19 protein-coding genes and 1 riboswitch are annotated in these 18,027 nt (G+C 61.4%); of the genes, 14 read left to right on the forward strand and 5 right to left on the reverse strand.

The window, feature by feature from the left end; genetic code table 11:
* The first annotated feature begins 41 nt into the window (after positions 1-41).
* The 8 genes from MUY21_RS05810 to cmk all read left to right on the forward strand — a co-directional run bounded on the left by MUY21_RS05810 (position 42) and on the right by cmk (position 8,217).
* Entirely contained in the window at positions 42-1,094 is a 1,053-nt protein-coding gene (locus MUY21_RS05810; RefSeq protein WP_248409402.1) for a PhoH family protein, read from the forward strand.
* A 1-nt stretch (position 1,095) separates the two neighbouring features.
* Positions 1,096-1,590, forward strand: coding sequence for an rRNA maturation RNase YbeY (gene ybeY / locus MUY21_RS05815; RefSeq protein WP_248409403.1), 495 nt, complete (start codon positions 1,096-1,098; stop codon positions 1,588-1,590).
* A gap of 35 nt (positions 1,591-1,625) precedes the next feature.
* Complete coding sequence (locus MUY21_RS05820; RefSeq protein WP_248409404.1) at positions 1,626-2,528, forward strand: hemolysin family protein; 903 nt, start codon at positions 1,626-1,628, stop codon at positions 2,526-2,528.
* Positions 2,521-4,047, forward strand: coding sequence for an apolipoprotein N-acyltransferase (gene lnt, locus MUY21_RS05825; RefSeq protein ID WP_248409405.1), 1,527 nt, complete (start codon positions 2,521-2,523; stop codon positions 4,045-4,047). Before MUY21_RS05820 ends, lnt begins: the two co-directional genes overlap by 8 nt.
* Positions 4,048-4,080: 33 nt before the next feature.
* Positions 4,081-4,130: riboswitch (SAM-SAH riboswitch) on the forward strand.
* 15 nt (positions 4,131-4,145) lie between these two features.
* Complete coding sequence (metK, locus tag MUY21_RS05830) at positions 4,146-5,312, forward strand: methionine adenosyltransferase (protein WP_248409588.1); 1,167 nt, start codon at positions 4,146-4,148, stop codon at positions 5,310-5,312.
* 80 nt (positions 5,313-5,392) lie between these two features.
* Positions 5,393-6,121, forward strand: a complete 729-nt coding sequence (locus tag MUY21_RS05835; protein ID WP_248409406.1) for a tRNA (guanine(46)-N(7))-methyltransferase TrmB — start codon at positions 5,393-5,395, stop codon at positions 6,119-6,121.
* A 132-nt stretch (positions 6,122-6,253) separates the two neighbouring features.
* Entirely contained in the window at positions 6,254-7,606 is a 1,353-nt protein-coding gene (aroA, locus tag MUY21_RS05840) for a 3-phosphoshikimate 1-carboxyvinyltransferase (RefSeq protein ID WP_248409407.1), read from the forward strand.
* Positions 7,603-8,217, forward strand: coding sequence for a (d)CMP kinase (gene cmk, locus MUY21_RS05845; RefSeq protein ID WP_248409408.1), 615 nt, complete (start codon positions 7,603-7,605; stop codon positions 8,215-8,217). The genes aroA and cmk overlap by 4 nt, the downstream gene beginning before the upstream one ends.
* A 28-nt stretch (positions 8,218-8,245) precedes the next feature.
* On the opposite strand, the gene MUY21_RS05850 is transcribed toward cmk, so the two are convergent.
* Positions 8,246-8,860: an isoprenylcysteine carboxylmethyltransferase family protein gene (locus MUY21_RS05850; RefSeq protein WP_282568961.1), complete on the reverse strand. Its 615-nt coding sequence runs from the start codon at positions 8,858-8,860 to the stop codon at positions 8,246-8,248.
* Between the two features lie 152 nt (positions 8,861-9,012).
* Here MUY21_RS05850 and rpsA point away from each other — a divergent pair, with 152 nt between their 5' ends.
* From rpsA to trpB, 5 genes are all read left to right on the forward strand, one after another.
* The gene (rpsA, locus tag MUY21_RS05855) at positions 9,013-10,692 is read left to right on the forward strand and encodes a 30S ribosomal protein S1 (protein ID WP_191286136.1); all 1,680 of its coding nucleotides are present in this window, start codon (positions 9,013-9,015) and stop codon (positions 10,690-10,692) included.
* Positions 10,693-10,971: 279 nt separating this feature from the next.
* Positions 10,972-11,253, forward strand: a complete 282-nt coding sequence (gene ihfB / locus MUY21_RS05860) for an integration host factor subunit beta (RefSeq protein WP_091428481.1) — start codon at positions 10,972-10,974, stop codon at positions 11,251-11,253.
* A 9-nt stretch (positions 11,254-11,262) separates the two neighbouring features.
* Positions 11,263-11,613 carry a LapA family protein gene (locus MUY21_RS05865; RefSeq protein WP_248409410.1) on the forward strand — a complete coding sequence of 117 codons (351 nt, stop codon included), beginning with the start codon at positions 11,263-11,265 and terminating at the stop codon, positions 11,611-11,613.
* Between the two features lie 10 nt (positions 11,614-11,623).
* Positions 11,624-12,268 (forward strand): phosphoribosylanthranilate isomerase, encoded by a 645-nt coding sequence (locus MUY21_RS05870; RefSeq protein WP_248409411.1) that lies wholly within the window; start codon positions 11,624-11,626, stop codon positions 12,266-12,268.
* Positions 12,269-12,281: 13 nt separating this feature from the next.
* Positions 12,282-13,529 (forward strand): tryptophan synthase subunit beta, encoded by a 1,248-nt coding sequence (gene trpB, locus MUY21_RS05875; protein WP_248409412.1) that lies wholly within the window; start codon positions 12,282-12,284, stop codon positions 13,527-13,529.
* 6 nt (positions 13,530-13,535) lie between these two features.
* Here trpB and MUY21_RS05880 read toward each other — a convergent pair whose 3' ends face one another.
* The 3 genes from MUY21_RS05880 to pth are packed head-to-tail and all read right to left on the reverse strand — an operon-like array spanning position 13,536 to position 16,437.
* Entirely contained in the window at positions 13,536-14,702 is a 1,167-nt protein-coding gene (locus tag MUY21_RS05880) for a serine hydrolase (protein ID WP_248409413.1), read from the reverse strand.
* A gap of 20 nt (positions 14,703-14,722) precedes the next feature.
* On the reverse strand, positions 14,723-15,745 hold the full coding sequence (locus MUY21_RS05885; protein ID WP_248409414.1) for a DUF2332 domain-containing protein: 1,023 nt from the start codon (positions 15,743-15,745) through the stop codon (positions 14,723-14,725).
* Entirely contained in the window at positions 15,742-16,437 is a 696-nt protein-coding gene (gene pth / locus MUY21_RS05890; RefSeq protein WP_248409415.1) for an aminoacyl-tRNA hydrolase, read from the reverse strand. The genes MUY21_RS05885 and pth overlap by 4 nt, the downstream gene beginning before the upstream one ends.
* Before the next feature lie 117 nt (positions 16,438-16,554).
* Here pth and MUY21_RS05895 point away from each other — a divergent pair, with 117 nt between their 5' ends.
* Positions 16,555-17,235, forward strand: a complete 681-nt coding sequence (locus MUY21_RS05895) for an FkbM family methyltransferase (RefSeq protein ID WP_248409416.1) — start codon at positions 16,555-16,557, stop codon at positions 17,233-17,235.
* A gap of 70 nt (positions 17,236-17,305) precedes the next feature.
* Here MUY21_RS05895 and MUY21_RS05900 read toward each other — a convergent pair whose 3' ends face one another.
* A complete protein-coding gene (locus MUY21_RS05900; protein WP_248409417.1) occupies positions 17,306-17,959 on the reverse strand; it encodes a 50S ribosomal protein L25/general stress protein Ctc in 654 nt (217 codons plus the stop codon).
* Between the last annotated feature and the right edge of the window lie 68 nt (positions 17,960-18,027).

Raw genomic sequence — 18,027 nt, forward strand, 5'->3', positions numbered from 1 at the left:
TGGCACCATCACATCATAGGATCTGACCAGGAGACCCCGTATTGGGATTTGAAAACCTGACCGCTGCGCCCGACGCGTCATCCGCAGAAGAGGCGCTGCTTGAATTTCCCGACAACCGCCTGTTGATCGACCTGTGCGGTGAGTTTGACAAGAACCTGACCCATATCGAAAGCCATCTGGGCGTGCAGATCGTGCGGCGCGGCAACCAGCTTGCGGTGTTCGGCGAGGCGAGCGCACGCACCAAGGCGGTCGAAGTCTTGCAGGCCCTGTATCAGCGTCTGGAAAGCGGCAAGGGAATCGAAGCGGGCGATATCGACGCCGAGATTCGCATGGGCGGAACCGACGAAGGGACCGGCACCCGCGACGGCGACCAGATGGAGATGTTCAAGGGCGGCGCGGTCGAGATCAAGACCCGTAAAAAAACCATCGAACCCCGCACCGAAGCGCAGAAGAGCTATGTGCAGAACCTGTTTCAGAACGAACTGGCCTTCGGCATTGGCCCGGCGGGCACCGGCAAGACCTATCTGGCGGTCGCGGTGGGTGTGAACATGTTTCTGGGCGGGCATGTGGATCGCCTGATCCTCAGCCGCCCGGCGGTCGAGGCGGGCGAGAAGCTGGGCTATCTGCCCGGCGACATGAAGGACAAGGTCGATCCCTACATGCAGCCGCTTTACGACGCGCTGAATGATTTTCTGCCCGGCAAGCAGGTCGCCAAGCTGATCGAGGAAAAGCGGATCGAGATCGCGCCTCTGGCCTTCATGCGCGGGCGTACCCTGGCCAATGCATTTGTCGTGCTGGACGAAGCCCAGAACGCCACCACAATGCAGATGAAGATGTTCCTGACACGCCTGGGCGAAGGCTCGCGCATGGTGGTCACGGGCGACCGGTCACAGGTCGACCTGCCGCGTGGCGTGGACAGCGGATTGCGCGATGCCGAAGGGTTGCTGAAGGGGATCGACCAGATCGCATTCAACTATTTCACCTCGAAAGACGTGGTGCGCCACCCGCTGGTGGCCAGGATCATCGAGGCGTATGACGACGCGGCACAAAAGGCGATGGTTCGAAAGGCAGAGCGCGACCGGCGCGACCCGTGACATGATTGTGGAGGTGATCGTCGAAGATGACCGCTGGGAGGCCGTGGGGCTTGAAGCTCTGGCAGAACAGGCGGCGCAGGCTGTGGCAGATCACCTGTCCCTGACCCCGCCCGATGAGACCCCGTTCGAGGTCAGCCTGCTGGCGTGCGATGATGCACGGATCGCGGCGCTGAACGGAGATTTTCGTGACAAGCCGATGCCGACCAACGTGCTGTCATGGCCGTCCGAAGATCGCGCCGCCGGACAACCGGGCGCCGTGCCCCATCCGCCCGTGGATCCGGAACTGGGCGATATTGCTATCGCCTATGAAACCTGCACGCAGGAAGCGGCCGCGCAGAGCAAGCAATTCCCCGCCCATGTGACCCATTTATTGGTACATGGCATATTGCATCTGTTGGGTTATGATCACATAGACGACAAAGATGCAGCCCTGATGGAGGGGCTGGAGGTTGAAATTCTTGGCAAGATGAGCATTTCAGACCCATATAAAGTCTAAGCGGCGCAATTGAGCGCGATTGTGGAAAAGGAAAGATGGGCGACACCGAAGACGGTTCTTCTGACGCAGCGCAAGGCGCGCCAAGTGAAACCGAAAGCAGCAAGACCGGGTTTTTCGGTCGTATCGTCGGGGCACTCAGCCCGACGGATACAGAAAGCGAACCCCCTCAGAACACTCAGACCGTCACCAACGGCGTGACCCCGTTTGTCACGCCGGGCATGATGAACCTGCGCCGTATGCGGGTCGAAGATGTCATGGTGCCCAAGGCCGAAATCGTGTCGGCCCCTGTCGATATCGAAAAGGACGAACTGGTCGCGTTGTTTCGCGAAAGCGGCCTGACCCGGGTGCCGGTGTTTGACGGCACGCTGGACACGCCCATCGGACTGGTACACCTGAAAGACCTTGCGCTGAATTACGGCTTCAACGGGCAGACGGGCGTCAAGATGCCCGCCTTTTCGCTGCACAAGCTGTTGCGCCCGCTGCTGTACGCGCCGCCGTCGATGCCCATCGGGGTGCTTTTGCAGAAGATGCAGACCGACCGTATCCACATGGCGCTGGTCATTGATGAATATGGCGGTGTGGACGGACTTGTGACCATCGAAGACCTGATCGAACAGGTGCTGGGCGAGATCGAGGACGAACACGACCTTGAAGAGGGCGCCTTGTGGATCGAGGAAAAGCCCGGCTGTTATCTGGCGGAAGCCAAGACGCCGCTGGACGAGTTCGAGGCCGAGATCGGCATAGGCCTGTGTGGCGACGACATCGACGACGAAGAAGTCGACACGCTGGGTGGTCTGGTCTTTGTGTTGTCCGGGCATGTGCCCGCGCGTGGCGAAGTGATCGCCCATCCCGCCGGGCCCGAGATCGAAGTCGTCGACGCCGATCCGCGCCGGATCAAACGTCTGCGGGTGCGGGTGCCGTCAAAACCTGATGACTGATCGCCCCCGTCTGGCAGGTGTTCGGGCGGTGCTGGCTTCGGCAGTCCTTGGGGCTGTGGCGTCCCTTGGTCACGCGCCCCTCGGCTGGCCTGTCTTCACTCTGATCGGACTGGCGGCAGGGATATTCCTGATCCTGCGCAGCTTGTCCCCGTTGCAAGCGGGTTGGCGTGCCTGGGGGCTAGCGGCCGGTTATTTTGGCGTCACGCTGTCCTGGTTGGTCGAGCCGTTCTTCATTGATGCCGCGCGGCATGGCTGGATGGCGCCCTTTGCGCTGTTCTTCATGGCAGCCGGCCTTGCGCTGCTGTGGGGAGCAGCGGTGGCCCTGACGCATCGCATATCCGCCCCCTCGCTTCGCTGGCTATCCGTGGCCTTCGCCCTGACCGGGGCCGAGGCGATCCGCGGCTGGGTTTTCACCGGGTTTCCGTGGGGCAATCCGGGGCATGTCTGGATCGACACACCCTATGCACAGCTTGCCGCCTACATTGGCGCCAGCGGATTGGGGGCGTTGACCTTCCTGATGGCCGCTCTGATGGCGCAGATCGCAGTGCCGGGGCAGTTCGCGCGCGTGCGCCTGTCGCTTGTGGCGCTGGGCGTGGTCAGCGCGGTTGGCGGGTTCGTTGCGGGGCAGGCATTGGAAAACGCACCCCTGCCGGATGATCGGGACGTCACATTGCGCCTCGTGCAACCCAACGCGCCGCAGCACCTGAAATGGCATCCCGACCACGCCTATGATTTCGTGCGCCGCCAGATCGACCTGACCGCTGCCGCCCCAAACCCCGGTCAGCCCCGCCCGGACCTTGTGATCTGGCCGGAAACCGCCGTGCCAACCTTGCTGGACTGGACCGATGACCTGCGCCCTACCATGGCCGAGGCCGCACAGGGCGCCCCGGTTCTGTTCGGCGTGCAGCGCGGCGACGCGATGCAGTATTATAACAGTCTTGCCCTGATTGGCCCCGACGGAGCGGTGCAAGCGAGCTATGACAAGCACCATCTGGTGCCCTTCGGCGAGTACATACCGCTCGGCGATTGGCTGGACGAGTTCGGGATCAGTGCCTTCGCCGCGCGCGCCGGAAATGGCTATTCCGCCGGTCCGGGTGCGCGGCTCATGGACACAGGGGTGGCGGGCAACGTCCTTCCCCTGATCTGTTACGAGGCGATCTTTCCGCGCGACATTCGCGCCGCACCCCGCCGTGCGGACTGGATCCTGCATGCTACAAACGATGCGTGGTTCGGCGATTATTCGATGCCCTATCAGCACCTCGCCCAGGCGCGGTTTCGCGCGATCGAGTTCGGCTTGCCCGTGATCCGGGTCGCCAATACGGGCATTTCGGCGGTGATTGATGTAAGTGGCCAACTGCGCGATGCTCTGGCGCTGGGCCACGCGGGCTTTCTGGATGCGCCCTTGCCCGGTGCAGCCCCGCCCACGCCTTATTCCCGCCACGGAGACCTGCCATTGGCCGTGCTGATCACTGTTGCCCTGTTCGGCCTGTTGGCCCGACGCGTCACAAAAGCGCGTTGACCACGGTCGGATTGCCATGTAACGCCAAGACAAATCCCGCCACAACGGCTTCCTGACGTGGCGTGGGCTTAACCATCGGAGCACTTTTCATGACACGAATGACACGCGAGACCCACGTATTCACCTCGGAATCCGTTTCCGAAGGGCATCCTGACAAGGTCTGCGACCGTATCTCGGACGCCATCCTCGACGCATTCCTGGCCGAAGACCCGCAGGCCCGCGTCGCCTGCGAAACCTTCGCCACAACCGACCGTGTTGTGATCGGCGGCGAGGTGCGCGGCCCGGCCACCGTCATCCAGCGTGTCGAAGACATCGCCCGCGAATGTGTGCGCGATATCGGCTATGAACAGGAAGGGTTCCACTGGGCCAATCTGAATGTCGACAGCTTCCTGCACGCGCAATCAGCCGACATCGCCCAGGGCGTCGATGCGGCCCAGAACAAGGACGAAGGGGCTGGCGACCAGGGGATCATGTTCGGCTATGCCACCATCGAGACCGAGGCGCTGATGCCCGCGCCCCTGCAATACAGCCACGCAATCCTGCGGCGCCTGGCCGAACTGCGCAAGGACGGCACCGAAGGCTGGATGGGCCCGGATGCCAAATCCCAACTGTCCGTGCGTTATGAAAACGACCTGCCGGTCGAGGTGACGTCGCTGGTTCTGTCAACCCAGCATCTGGATGCCTCGATGACGCCGGATGACGTGCGCGAACGTGTGGCACCCTATATCCGCGACGTGCTGCCCGATGGCTGGCTGACCGATGAAACCGTCTGGCACGTGAATCCGACGGGCAAATTCGTGATCGGCGGACCCGATGGCGATGCCGGCCTGACCGGGCGCAAGATCATCGTCGACACTTATGGCGGGGCGGCTCCGCATGGCGGTGGCGCGTTTTCCGGCAAGGATCCGACCAAGGTGGACCGCTCGGCCGCCTATGCCGCGCGCTACCTGGCCAAGAACATCGTCGCCGCCGGTATGGCGAAACGCTGCACGCTGCAACTGTCTTATGCCATCGGTGTGGCGCACCCGTTGTCCATCCTCGTCGACACCCACCGCACCGGAGAGGTCGACGAAACAGCAATCGAAACCGCCATCGGCAAGGTGATGGACCTGACGCCGCGCGGCATCCGCGAACATCTGGGGCTGAACAAACCCATCTATGAACGCACCGCCGCCTATGGCCATTTCGGCCGCGCCCCGGATGCAGATGGCGGGTTCAGCTGGGAAAAAACCGATCTGGTCGACGCGCTGCAGAACGCGCTCTGACGCGGTGACAAAAGGTTATGACCAACAAAGGGCGGCCTGTCACTTGACGCGGCCGCCCTTTGCAAGGCATAGGCGCGGCCATGACACAAGATGATCCAACCAAATCCAAGCACCAATCAGGCGCACCGTGGCGCAATTTTTATGGCCGGCTGAAGGGCAAGGGACTGCGCAGTAGCCAGCAGGAATACCTGGATGAAGACCTCAAGGCACTCAGCCCCGGTGCGATCGATTGGGACGCGAATCCCGACCGCATTCCGCTTGACCTGAACGCCCTGTTCGGTGGCAAACCGGTCTGGCTGGAAACCGGCTTTGGTGGCGGCGAACACATGGTCCACCAAGCCGCACAGAACCCGCAAGTCGGTATCATGGGATGCGAACCTTACATCAACGGCGTCGCCATGCTCCTGGGCAAGATCCGCAAGGCAGGATGCCAGAACATCGCGGTGCATCCCGGCGATGTGCGCGATTTGTTTGACGTGCTGCCGGATGAAAGCATCGACAAGGCTTTCCTGCTCTACCCCGATCCCTGGCCCAAGAAACGACATCACAGACGCCGCTTCGTCACGCCCGAATATCTGACCCCGTTCCACCGCGTCCTGAAGCCGGGGGCCGAGTTTCGCGTCGCCACCGACATACCCGACTACGTGCGCCAGACCCTCGAAGAAGTCCCGCGCGCGGGCTTTGAGTGGTTGGGGGAACGTCCCGCCGATTGGCGCACAGCATGGGACGACTGGATCTCGACCCGTTATGAACAGAAAGCCCTGCGCGAAGGCCGCATCCCCCATTACCTGACCTTCCGGCGCCTCTGACGCGCCCCGCCGGTTTCTTCTGGCCAAAAATATCCTGGGGTGAGGCCGCAGGCCGAGGGGCAACGCCCCTTTCGCTCTGGCCTCACCCAGATGTCTGCGCTATCAGCTTTTCAAGACGACAGGAGAAGACGCATGTCCGCACACGGCCCCGCCATCCCCATGACTTCGCGCAAATGTGGCCCGCTGAAAGGCGAGGCCCGTGTGCCTGGTGACAAGTCGATCAGCCACCGATCGCTGATCCTGGGCGCCATGGCGGTGGGCGAAACCCACATCACAGGGTTGCTGGAAGGCGAGGACGTGCTGGGCACCGCAGACGCGATGCGGGCGTTCGGGGCCGAGGTGGAGCGGCTGGGCGACGGCGAATGGCGGGTGAACGGCGTGGGTGTCGGCGGCTTTGCCGAACCCGAAGACGTGATCGACTGCGGCAACGCCGGCACCGGCGTGCGCCTGATCATGGGGGCCATGGCGACCCAGCCGATCACGGCGACCTTTACCGGCGATGCCTCCTTGCGTGCGCGCCCGATGGGGCGCGTCACCGATCCGCTCGCCCTGTTCGGGGCGCAAAGCTATGGGCGCGATGGGGGTCGCTTGCCGATGACCATCGTCGGCGCGCGCGAACCGGTTGCGGTGCGTTACACCACCCCCATGGCGTCTGCTCAGGTGAAATCGGCCGTGCTGCTGGCCGGTCTCAACGTGCCCGGCAAGACCGTGGTGATCGAAAAGGAAGCCACCCGCGATCATACCGAGCGTATGCTGACCGGCTTCGGCGCCGAAATCTCGGTTGAACAGACCGAGGAGGGCCGCGTGATCACCCTGACCGGACAACCTGAGCTGCAACCACAAACCATCGTGGTGCCGCGCGATCCAAGCTCGGCCGCCTTTCCGGTCTGCGCGGCGCTGATCGTGCCGGGATCGGATGTGCTGGTGCCGAATATCGGCCTGAACCCGACCCGTGCGGGGCTGTTCTATACACTGCAAGAGATGGGCGCAGACCTGACGTTTGAAAACGAACGGACCGAAGGGGGCGAACCCGTGGCCGACCTGCGCGCGCGTTATTCGCCCGATATGAAAGGCATCGTGGTGCCACCAGAGCGGGCGGCCAGCATGATCGACGAATACCCGATCCTGTCCGTTGTCGCGGCCTTCGCCACAGGCACCACCAACATGCCCGGCGTGCATGAATTGCGCGTCAAGGAAAGCGACCGGATCGACGCCATGGCCTCGGGCCTGCGCGCGGCTGGTGTCGTGGTCGTCGAAGGCGATGATTGGTGGGCGGTCGGTGGGTTGGGGCCAGAGGGCGTGCGGGGTGGGGCGACCGTTGCCACCGTGCTCGATCACCGCATCGCGATGAGCTTTGCCTGTCTTGGCATGGCGTCGCAGAAGCCCATTCATCTGGACGATGGAAGCCCCATCGCCACCAGCTTCCCGGTGTTCGAACCGCTTATGGCGGCTCTGGGAGCGCAACTCGTCAGGACGAACACATGACCCGGTTTACGGTCGCGATTGACGGTCCGGCCGCCGCCGGCAAAGGCACGATCTCGAAGGCCGTGGCGGCGCATTTCGGTTTTGCCCATCTTGATACCGGGCTCCTTTACCGCGCGGTGGGGGCGAAGGTGTTGGCCGGGGGGGATCCGGTTCAGGCTGCGAAGGCGCTGACACCACAGGATCTGGACGGTGATCTGCGCACGCCCGAGGTGGCACAGGCCGCCAGCCGCGTTGCGGTTCTGCCGGATGTGCGCGCGGCACTGGTCGATTTTCAACGCGACTTCGCCGCCCGCGATGGTGGGGCGGTGCTGGACGGGCGCGACATCGGCACGGTGATCTGCCCGGACGCGCAAGTGAAGTTGTTTGTCACAGCCTCTGCCGAAGTGCGCGCCGAGCGGCGGTATCTGGAACTGGTCGAACAACACCCGGCAACCAGCCGCGACACGGTACTTGCCGATGTCATCGCCCGCGACAAACGCGACCGGGAACGCGCCGAAGCGCCCTTGAAGCCTGCCGACGATGCGGTGACGATCGACACCAGTGACATGAGCATCGAGGATGCCGTAGCCGCCGCCGTCGCGCAGGTGCAGAAGGCGTTTGGCCAGACCTGACCCCGAACCCCGCTGTTTTGAGGAAGGTCTATAACCAGCGGCGCGTCCGCTGTGTATAGTCACGATATTCCTGGCCGAACGTCTCGTGCAAATACCGTTCTTCTGGTCGGATCATCCAGCGATCAAGTACCAGCATCGCGCAGGAAGCGACAAGCAGGAACCACAGACTATTCGCGGCTATCGCCATCCCGAAGGCCATCAGGATCGCCCCAAGATAGTTCGGATTGCGCGAAAAGCGGTATGGTCCGTCCGTGACAAGCTGTGTCGTCGGTTCACCCGGCAATGACGGTTGATCCTGCGCCTCCAGCGCAGTTTTCGAGGCCGAGATCAGTTTCAACCCCGCGATGACAACGGCCAGTCCAACCGGGATCAGCAACCAAAAGGTCAGCGGCACGATACGGTTCGGGATCAGATATTCCGCCAGAATGGCGATCGCGAGGGCAGGGAACATAACCAAATCGCTGATCTTCCATGGATGGGTATGTGCTGATCGGTCGTTCATGTGATGCCGTTGACTTTCAGTTCGGACGTCGTGTTTGGTTGTAAACTGTGCATCAGTAACAAGGCGCAGGCATTCCCTGTCAATCCAGCTTTCCCCTTGCTTTATTGGCAGAATCCCCGTATTCCCCGCCCCTGTCGACAAGGTGAAAACGCCGCGATAGCAGGGATACGAGCAGGGTCGGAGCTACCGGCCCTCTTTGTTTTGTAGCTAACCTGTTGACCAAATTGGACAATCCAAGACCTGCGGAGCCAACCGCACGGCCCGAATAGCACTTGTAAAGGAACAAAACGCATATGTGCGCTAAAGCAACCATGGAGGAATTCGAAGCCCTCCTGAACGAAAGCTTCGAAATGGACACGCCCGAAGAAGGGTCGGTTGTCAAAGGCAAGGTCATCGCCATCGAGGCAGGCCAGGCCATCATCGACGTAGGCTACAAGATGGAAGGCCGCGTCGACGTCAAAGAATTCGCAAACCCCGGTGAAGCCCCCGAAATCGCCGTCGGCGACGAGGTCGAAGTTTACCTGCGCGCGGCTGAGAACGCCCGCGGCGAAGCCGTCATCTCGCGCGAGATGGCCCGCCGCGAAGAAGCATGGGACCGCCTGGAAAAAGCATATGCCGACGACGCACGCGTCGAAGGTGCAATCTTCGGTCGTGTCAAAGGCGGCTTCACCGTCGATCTGGGCGGCGCCGTGGCCTTCCTGCCCGGCAGCCAGGTTGACGTGCGCCCCGTGCGCGACGCAGGCCCTCTGATGGGTCTGAAGCAGCCTTTCCAGATCCTGAAAATGGACCGCCGCCGTGGCAACATCGTTGTGTCGCGTCGTGCCATTCTGGAAGAATCGCGTGCCGAACAGCGTGCTGAAGTCATCGGCAACCTGACCGAAGGTCAGGCTGTTGACGGCGTGGTCAAGAACATCACCGAATACGGTGCGTTCGTTGATCTGGGCGGCGTAGACGGCCTGCTGCACGTCACCGACATGGCATGGCGTCGTGTGAACCACCCGTCGGAAATCCTGTCGATCGGCGAGACCATCAAGGTTCAGGTCATCAAGATCAACAAGGAAACCCACCGCATCTCGCTGGGCATGAAGCAGCTGCAAGACGATCCGTGGGATCTGGTTGCCGGCAAATACCCGCTGGAATCGGTGCACACGGGCCGCGTGACCAACATCACCGATTACGGTGCGTTTGTTGAGCTGGAGCCGGGCGTCGAAGGTCTGGTGCACGTGTCGGAAATGTCGTGGACCAAGAAGAACGTCCACCCCGGCAAGATCGTGTCGACCAGCCAGGAAGTCGAAGTCATGGTGCTGGAAATCGACCAGGCGAAACGCCGTGTGTCGCTTGGCCTGAAGCAGACCATGCGCAACCCGTGGGAAGTGTTTGCAGAAACCCACCCCGAGGGCACCGAGGTCGAAGGCGAAGTCAAGAACATCACCGAGTTTGGTCTGTTCATCGGCCTCGACGGCGAAATCGACGGCATGGTTCACCTGTCCGACATTTCGTGGGACGAACGTGGCGAAGACGCGATCCAGAACTTCAAGAAGGGCGATGTTGTCAAAGCGGTCGTGTCCGAAGTGGACACGGACAAAGAGCGTATCTCGCTGTCGATCAAAGCCCTGGACGGCGATCCCTTCGCAGACGCCATTGGCGGCGTGAAGCGTGGGTCGATCATCACCGTTGAAGTAACCTCGATCGAGGATGGCGGTATCGAAGTGGAATATGAAGGCATGAAATCCTTCATCCGCCGCTCGGACCTGTCGCGTGACCGTGCCGAACAGCGCCCCGAGCGGTTCCAGGTCGGTGACAAGATCGACGTTCGCGTGACCAACGTGGACTCGAAATCGCGCCGTCTGGGTCTGTCGATCAAGGCCCGCGAAATCGCCGAAGAAAAAGAGGCCGTCGCACAATACGGATCGTCGGATTCGGGTGCATCGCTGGGCGACATCCTGGGCGCAGCCCTGAAGCAGGACAACTAAGTCCAGCCTGAAAGAACCTTGAACAGCCCCGTGCCGCGCGCGGGGCTGTTTCGCGTCGAATCAAAGGGTTATGCTGCGCTGCAACAATTCGGCACCAAACGGCCGATGGTGATTTGCCGCTGCGGCATCGGCCCGAAAATCCCGAAAAAACTGCCTGTTTCCCGCCAAAATTGCCGGTTCGACGAGGCAATGCTTGTATCACGCGCGGTGGTTTGCTCCTATAATCCGTGACAGAATAAGGATGCAAAATCCATTACATAGCCAGTTGGGGGGACCAGAATGATCCGGTCGGAATTGATCCAGAAGATCGCGGATGAAAACCCGCACCTTTATCAGCGCGATGTCGAACGTATCGTCAACACGATCTTTGAAGAGATTATCGAAGCGATGGCGAAAGGAGACCGGGTTGAACTGCGCGGCTTTGGCGCATTTTCCGTCAAGAAACGGGATGCTCGTATCGGGCGCAATCCCCGGACGGGCGAGTCGGTCGAGGTCGAGGAAAAACACGTCCCGTTCTTCAAAACCGGCAAGCTGCTCAGGGATCGTTTGAACGGCAAATAAGAGGTATCTATGCGATACATCCGTTACCTATTTCTGGCGACCCTTGCGGTCGTCCTGATTACAGTTGCACTGGCCAATCGTGAGACTGTGACCCTGAACCTGTTGCCGCAGGAGCTTGCGGGGTTCCTGGGGTACAGTTGGTCGATGACCTTGCCGCTGTTCGTGGTCATTTTTGCCAGCGTGATCGCCGGTGTCCTGATCGGCTTCGTGTGGGAATGGCTTCGCGAACACAAGATCCGCGCGGAAGGCGCGCGCCACCGGAAAGAACGTGATCGTCTGGCCCGCGAGGTGAAGACCCTGCGCGAACCCAAGGCCCGCACGGGCGATGATGTGCTGGCCCTGATTGACGACGCCAAGTGATCTGACGACCATGGGTGCCACTGTCAAAATCTGCGGCCTGTCGGACGCGCAGCATGTCAAGGCTGCTGTGTCGGCAGGGGCGCGGAATCTGGGGTTTGTTTTCTTCCCGAAAAGTCCGCGCAACGTGTCGATAGAACGCGCGGCAAAGCTGATGACAGATGTGCCGGTCGGCGTTGCCAAGGTGGCGCTGGTCGTGAACGCCAATGATGCGTTGCTGGATCGGATCACGTCCGAGACACTCGTCGATATGTTACAACTGCACGGGTCGGAAAACCCCGAACGGGTGGCTCAGGTCAAGGCGCGCTATGGTCTGCCGGTGATGAAGGCCATCGGCATTGCCGGGCCGGAGGATGTCGCGCAGATCGAACGTTACGCCGGGGTGGCGGACCAGTTGTTGATCGACGCAAAAGCGCCCAAAGGGGCCGATCTTCCGGGCGGCAACGGCATCGCCTTCGACTGGCGGCTGGTGCAGCGCAAATACTGGCCCTGTCCATGGATGCTGGCAGGCGGTCTGACGCCCGACAATGTCGCCGAGGCGATCCGGCTGACCGGGGCGAAGCAAGTCGATGTCTCGTCAGGGGTTGAATCTGCGCCGGGGATCAAGGATGACAGGCTGATCGCGGCCTTCTGCGCCGCTGCCCACGCTGCGAACTGAGGGAACCACACCCATGCCCAACGACCTATTCAACAGCTTCATGAACGGTCCTGACGAAAAGGGTCGGTTCGGCGATTTCGGCGGGCGCTTTGTGTCTGAAACGCTGATGCCCCTGATCCTTGATCTCGAGGCCGAATATGAGAACGCAAAGACCGATGACAGTTTCTGGGCCGAGATGCAGCACCTCTGGACCCACTATGTCGGTCGCCCCAGCCCGCTTTACTTTGCCGAAGGGCTGACCCAGCATCTGGGCGGCGCCAAGGTTTACATGAAGCGGGACGAGCTGAACCACACCGGCGCGCACAAGATCAACAACGTGCTGGGGCAGATCCTTCTGGCGCGTCGCATGGGCAAGACCCGCATTATTGCCGAAACCGGGGCCGGGCAGCATGGTGTCGCGACGGCCACGGTCTGCGCCAAGTTTGGCTTGAAATGCATTGTATACATGGGCGCGCATGACGTGCAGCGACAGGCGCCGAACGTGTTCCGTATGCGCCTGTTGGGGGCCGAGGTCATTCCCGTCAGTTCGGGTCGCGGCACGCTGAAAGACGCGATGAACGATGCACTGCGCGACTGGGTGACAAATGTGGCTGACACGTTTTACTGCATCGGCACCGCCGCAGGGCCGCATCCCTATCCCGCCATGGTGCGCGATTTTCAGTCGATCATCGGCAAGGAAGCCAAGGAGCAGATGCAAGCCGCCGAGGGGCGCCTGCCCGACACGGTGATCGCCGCCATTGGGGGCGGATCGAACGCCATCGGCCTGTTCTATCCGTTCCTTGATGATGACAGCGTGCGGATTATCGGGGTCGAAGCGGGCGGCAAAGGCGTCAATGACGAGATGCAGCACTGTGCCTCGCTGACCGGCGGGCGACCCGGCGTGCTGCACGGCAACCGCACTTTCCTGTTGCAGGACGAGGATGGGCAGATTCTTGACGGCTACTCAATCTCGGCGGGGCTGGATTACCCGGGCATCGGGCCGGAACACAGTTGGCTGCACGACATCGGCCGTGCCGAATATGTGGCGATCACCGACAAGGAAGCGTTGGACGCGTTCCAGCTGTGCTGCCAGACCGAAGGGATCATCCCCGCGCTGGAACCCTGCCACGCGCTGGCCCATGTGATGAAGATCGCGCCGGATCTGCCGGACGATCACATCATCTGCATGAACATGTGCGGCCGGGGCGACAAGGATATCTATACCGTCGCCAAGTATCTGGGCTTCGACATGTCCGACACGGAAGGCCGCGACGCCAACTGACCCCGGTCAGTCCAGCGCCGCGGCAATCTTACGGAACATGGCGATGTTGGCATCGTTTACCCCGTCGCCACGAAATCCGCGATCGGCGCTGCTCAGCGTGATCACCACATTGCGTGTTGTGTCGATGAAGATGTACTGACCGTAAACCCCCCGCGCGTAGTATTCGCCCCCGGGCGCGTCGGGGGCCACCCACCACTGAAACCCGTACCCCCGTTCACCTGCCGCCGTCGGGGCAGAGGGGACGGTCGACGCCACCACCCAGTCCGCCGGCACGATCTGCTGCCCGTTCCAGCGCCCGCCCTGCAAGAACATCTGCCCGAACCGCGCATAGTCGCGTGTGCGCAGGTTCAGACCGCCCAGCACGAAGGCCACTCCGTAGCCATCGGTGATATAGTATGGATCGGCCTCGAACCCCATTTTCTGCACGATGTGACGCTCAAGCAACTCAGGAATGGATTGCCCGGTCGCCCCCCGGATCACCATCCCAATCACATGCGTGTCGATCGAGACATATTGCCAGGTCTCACCCGGCGGTGCGAAGGTTTCGGTCAGACCGGCGGCGAAATCGTCCATGGACTGCCCCAATGCCAGCACACGACCCATCCGGTTGATGTCTGAATTGAAGTCCTGATAATCCTCGTTGAAGACGACGCCCGAGGCCATGTTCAGCACATTGCGGATCGTCGCGCCTTCATAAGCGCTGCCCTTCAGTTCGGGCGCATTAAGATCGACGGGGTCGTCAATTGAGGCAATCGCGCCTTCGGCGGCGATGATCCCGGTCAGTGCGGACAGAAAGCTTTTGGCGACCGACCAACTGATCCGGCGATCCTCCGGCCCGGTGCCAAGGTGATAGCTTTCATGCCGCACGTCGCCATCTTTCAGAACGACAAGGGCGGTCACGGACCGATCCTTGATCCATGCCTCGGCCCCGTCTGGAAGGGTCATCGGCGTGCCTTCAGGAAGAGCCACAGGTTCACCATCGCCGCGCGACATGGTGCGGGTCAGAAACGCCTGATCCATGTTGGAAAAGTTGTGAACGATTTTCTCTACGGAAAACAATGAGTTAACGGCAAGAAGTCGGCTTATTTCTTCCCGCTTCCAGATCGCCATCGCGGCGGCCAGAACAGCAACGACAAGAAAGGTCTGCAACAGGCGTTTGAAGACGGTGTGCATGTGTCCCCCGAAATTTTTGATCAGGGTGCCGTCCAATCGACCCAGCGTCCATGGAAATCGACACGACCAAACGTCAACTTCCGACCCTCGGGCCACAGCGTCAGGGTCAGGAGCGCGCCCCTGTCCAGATGCTGGTCTGCTTCCATCGAAAAATGCGCGATGGGGCCACGTTGCGCGGCGGTTTTGATGGCGTCACGACATCGCGTCTGTGTCTCGCGCGGGAAGTATTGCCACGCGATGGTGTGATAGACCAGCGTCAGGTGATCGGGGGCTGCGCCCTTCAGCTGCGGCTCCAACCAGTCGGCGGCGTCGCCGGCATCCACCCGTGCGTCGAGCGTATCAATGACCGCACGGGTGCGCTGCAATCGCTCGGGCTGGTCCGCCCAAAGATACGAGATCAGGCGCAAGGCATCTTCCGGGTCGCGGGCGTTCATTGGCATCAGGTCGACGCCCCGGCGCGACAGGATCGTTGGCACCTTGCCGGTTGGCAGATCGCCCCGCCAGTCGGGTGTCAGGGTGATCACGGGTTCGGGCGGGCCAATCTGGCCACCCGGTAACGCCAGCGCAAATCGGTCCCACATCAGGTTCAGCCCGGCACTCGCGCCCAGTTCATACATGCGGATCGGCAGGTCATACTGCGCGGCCAGCCAATGTCCGGCAGCGATCAGCACGGCGGCCCGGCGCACTTCATTGGTTTGCGGCGGGTTGTCGAGCCATTGGTTCAGAAGCGCGGCGTGATCGGTCAGCGCCGCTTGGATCGCAGCCCACAGGCGGGAATCGTCCGGCGCTGGGTTGGGCGGATACACCGCCTGCAATGCAGGGCAGGCGCCGGTCAGGACCAGCGCGTGCAGCCCCGCCAAAAGGCGCAGAGGCACCGAATGCCCGCGCGGTCCAATGTCACCCGGCCAGTCGAACATCCGGTCCGTCAATGACGTGCCGGGCTGGATGTTCTCGGCAAGCAGGTCCAGAACACGCGCGGTGAAGGGGGATCCGAGTTGCCTGTTGCTGCCGGCCTGATGACGCAGCGCGTCGCGCAGGCTCATGAAAACTTGTCCATCAGCCGTTGCAGAGGGCTTCGGCTGTCCTTGGGTTCAGGTTTGGGTTTCTGGCTGGGTGCGGGGTCAATCTTGACCCCTTCGGATTTCGCTTGCGACGAGGACGATCGCGGTGGATTGATCCGCCGCCCGATGGCATTCATGAACTTGCCGCTGTCGCCTTCCGCCAGATCAACCGCCCCGTCAGCGCAGCCGCGCAGCACATCGTCCAGCCAGCCCTCATCCGCCTTGGCGAAATCGCGCAGCACATAAGACGACACAGCGTTCTTGTTCCCCGGATGCCCGATGCCCATGCGCACGCGGGTATAGTCCGGGCCGATATGAGCGTGGATTGACCGCAAGCCATTATGCCCGGCATGACCGCCTCCTTTTTTCACGCGCACCTTGCCGGGGGCCAGATCCAGTTCGTCATGGAACACGATGATATCATCCGTCGTCAGCTTGTAGAACCGCATCGCCTCGCCCACGGATTGGCCCGACAGGTTCATGAAGGTTTCGGGCTTCAAGAGCAGCACCTTCTCGCGACCCAACCGACCCTCGGATACGGCACCCTGAAACTTGCCACGCCACGGAGCGAACCCGTGATCCGCGGCGATGTGATCCAGCGCCATGAAGCCGATGTTGTGTCGGTTGCCTGCGTATTTGGGGCCGGGGTTTCCCAACCCCACGAACATTTTCATTCTGAACCTTTCCTGCTGGACATGTCGCCTGCGCCTTTGACATGGTGTGGCCCTGTCAAACTAAAGCCCCCCAAACGGGGTTGCAATCACCGCAACGCATCGCGATCGGAGATATCCTTGCCCCGGTATTCGATAGATGACATCGACCTTCGGATCCCCCGTCATTGCCTGAATGACGGTCTGGACCAACAGTTGCAGCAGGGCGTTTACGAATGGAAAGAGGTGAACGGGCTGAAGCGGCACCTGAAACAGGGGGATCGGGTGCTCGATCTGGGTGGCGGGGCTGGGTATATCGCCATTCAGGCCGCGCGCATCGCGGGGGCTGCAAATGTCGCCACCGTCGAAGCCAATGCCGACATGGTGAAGGTTATCGAGCAGAACCTGGTACTGAACCATGTCGATCAGGTGCGCGTATTGCACGGGGCCGTGGTGGCGGATGCGTTCTCTGGCGACACGGTTACATTTGACGTCAAGCCCGCCTTCTGGTCCTCGGCGATTGCGTCCGGGCCGCGACAAGGGGCTGTCCGGCGAATGCAGGTGCCCGCGCTCAGGCTCAGCGATCTGATGCAGGCGTTTGAGCCCAACCTGGTGATCATGGATGTGGAAGGGGCTGAACGGGATATGGCCCGGCAAGACTGGCCCGAGATGGTGAAGACCGTAATCATGGAAATTCATCCGCAGCTTTATCCGCCAACGGGCATTCGAGAGATCTTCGATGCAATGTCGATTGCGGATTTTGCCTATATGCCTTGGGGGTCACGCGGCAATCTTGTGGTGTTTCAGCGCCTGCCCGACTGACGGCCGCAAGCGCCAGAACAAAAAAAGCGGGCCACACGGACCCGCTTTTTCGTTGTCCACAGGGACTGTCTTATTCTTCCGACTTCATTTCGGTTGCTTCGACTTCGTCGGCTGCAACCTCTTCGGTTTCTTCTTCCTCGTCAGCCGAGCGCAGCGAGCTGGGTGCCGAGATGTTGGCGATCACGAAGTCACGGTCAACGGTGACCTTTGCGCCTTTGGGCAGATCAACGTCCGAAATGTGGATCACGTCGCCAACTTCGCGGCCGGTCAGATCGACAACGATCTGCTCAGGGATTTCACCCGCCAGAACGTTCAGCTCGACTTCCGGGCGCACAACGGTCAGAACGCCGCCTTTTTTCAGGCCAGGGGCCTCTTCTTCGTTTGTGAACTCAACGTGAATGAACAGGCTGATTCGGGTGTTGCGGTGCAGACGCATCAGGTCAAGATGGGTCGGCAGGTCTTTCACAACGTCGCGCTGCACGTTGCGGCAGATGACGCGCACGTCATCATGTCCATCGACCTTCAGGTTCCAAAGTGTCGAAAGGAAACGGCCGGCTTTCAGCTTTTTCAGCAGCTCGTTGAAGGGAATGTTGATCGGCAGCGGGTCTTCACTGCCACCATACACGATACCCGGTACCAAGCCTTCGCGGCGAGCTTGACGAGCGGCCCCCTTGCCTGTCCCCGTCCGTACCGTGGCCTCAAGATCAGGAATCTGTTTTGCCATGGAAATTCTCCAGTTTGTTGAAGCGGGATTCCTCCAAGGGTGTAAGTCCCGCGGTTGAAGCCGTGCCT

It is taken from the genome of Aliiroseovarius sp. S2029 (assembly GCF_023195575.1).
Classification (GTDB): domain Bacteria; phylum Pseudomonadota; class Alphaproteobacteria; order Rhodobacterales; family Rhodobacteraceae; genus Aliiroseovarius; species Aliiroseovarius zhejiangensis.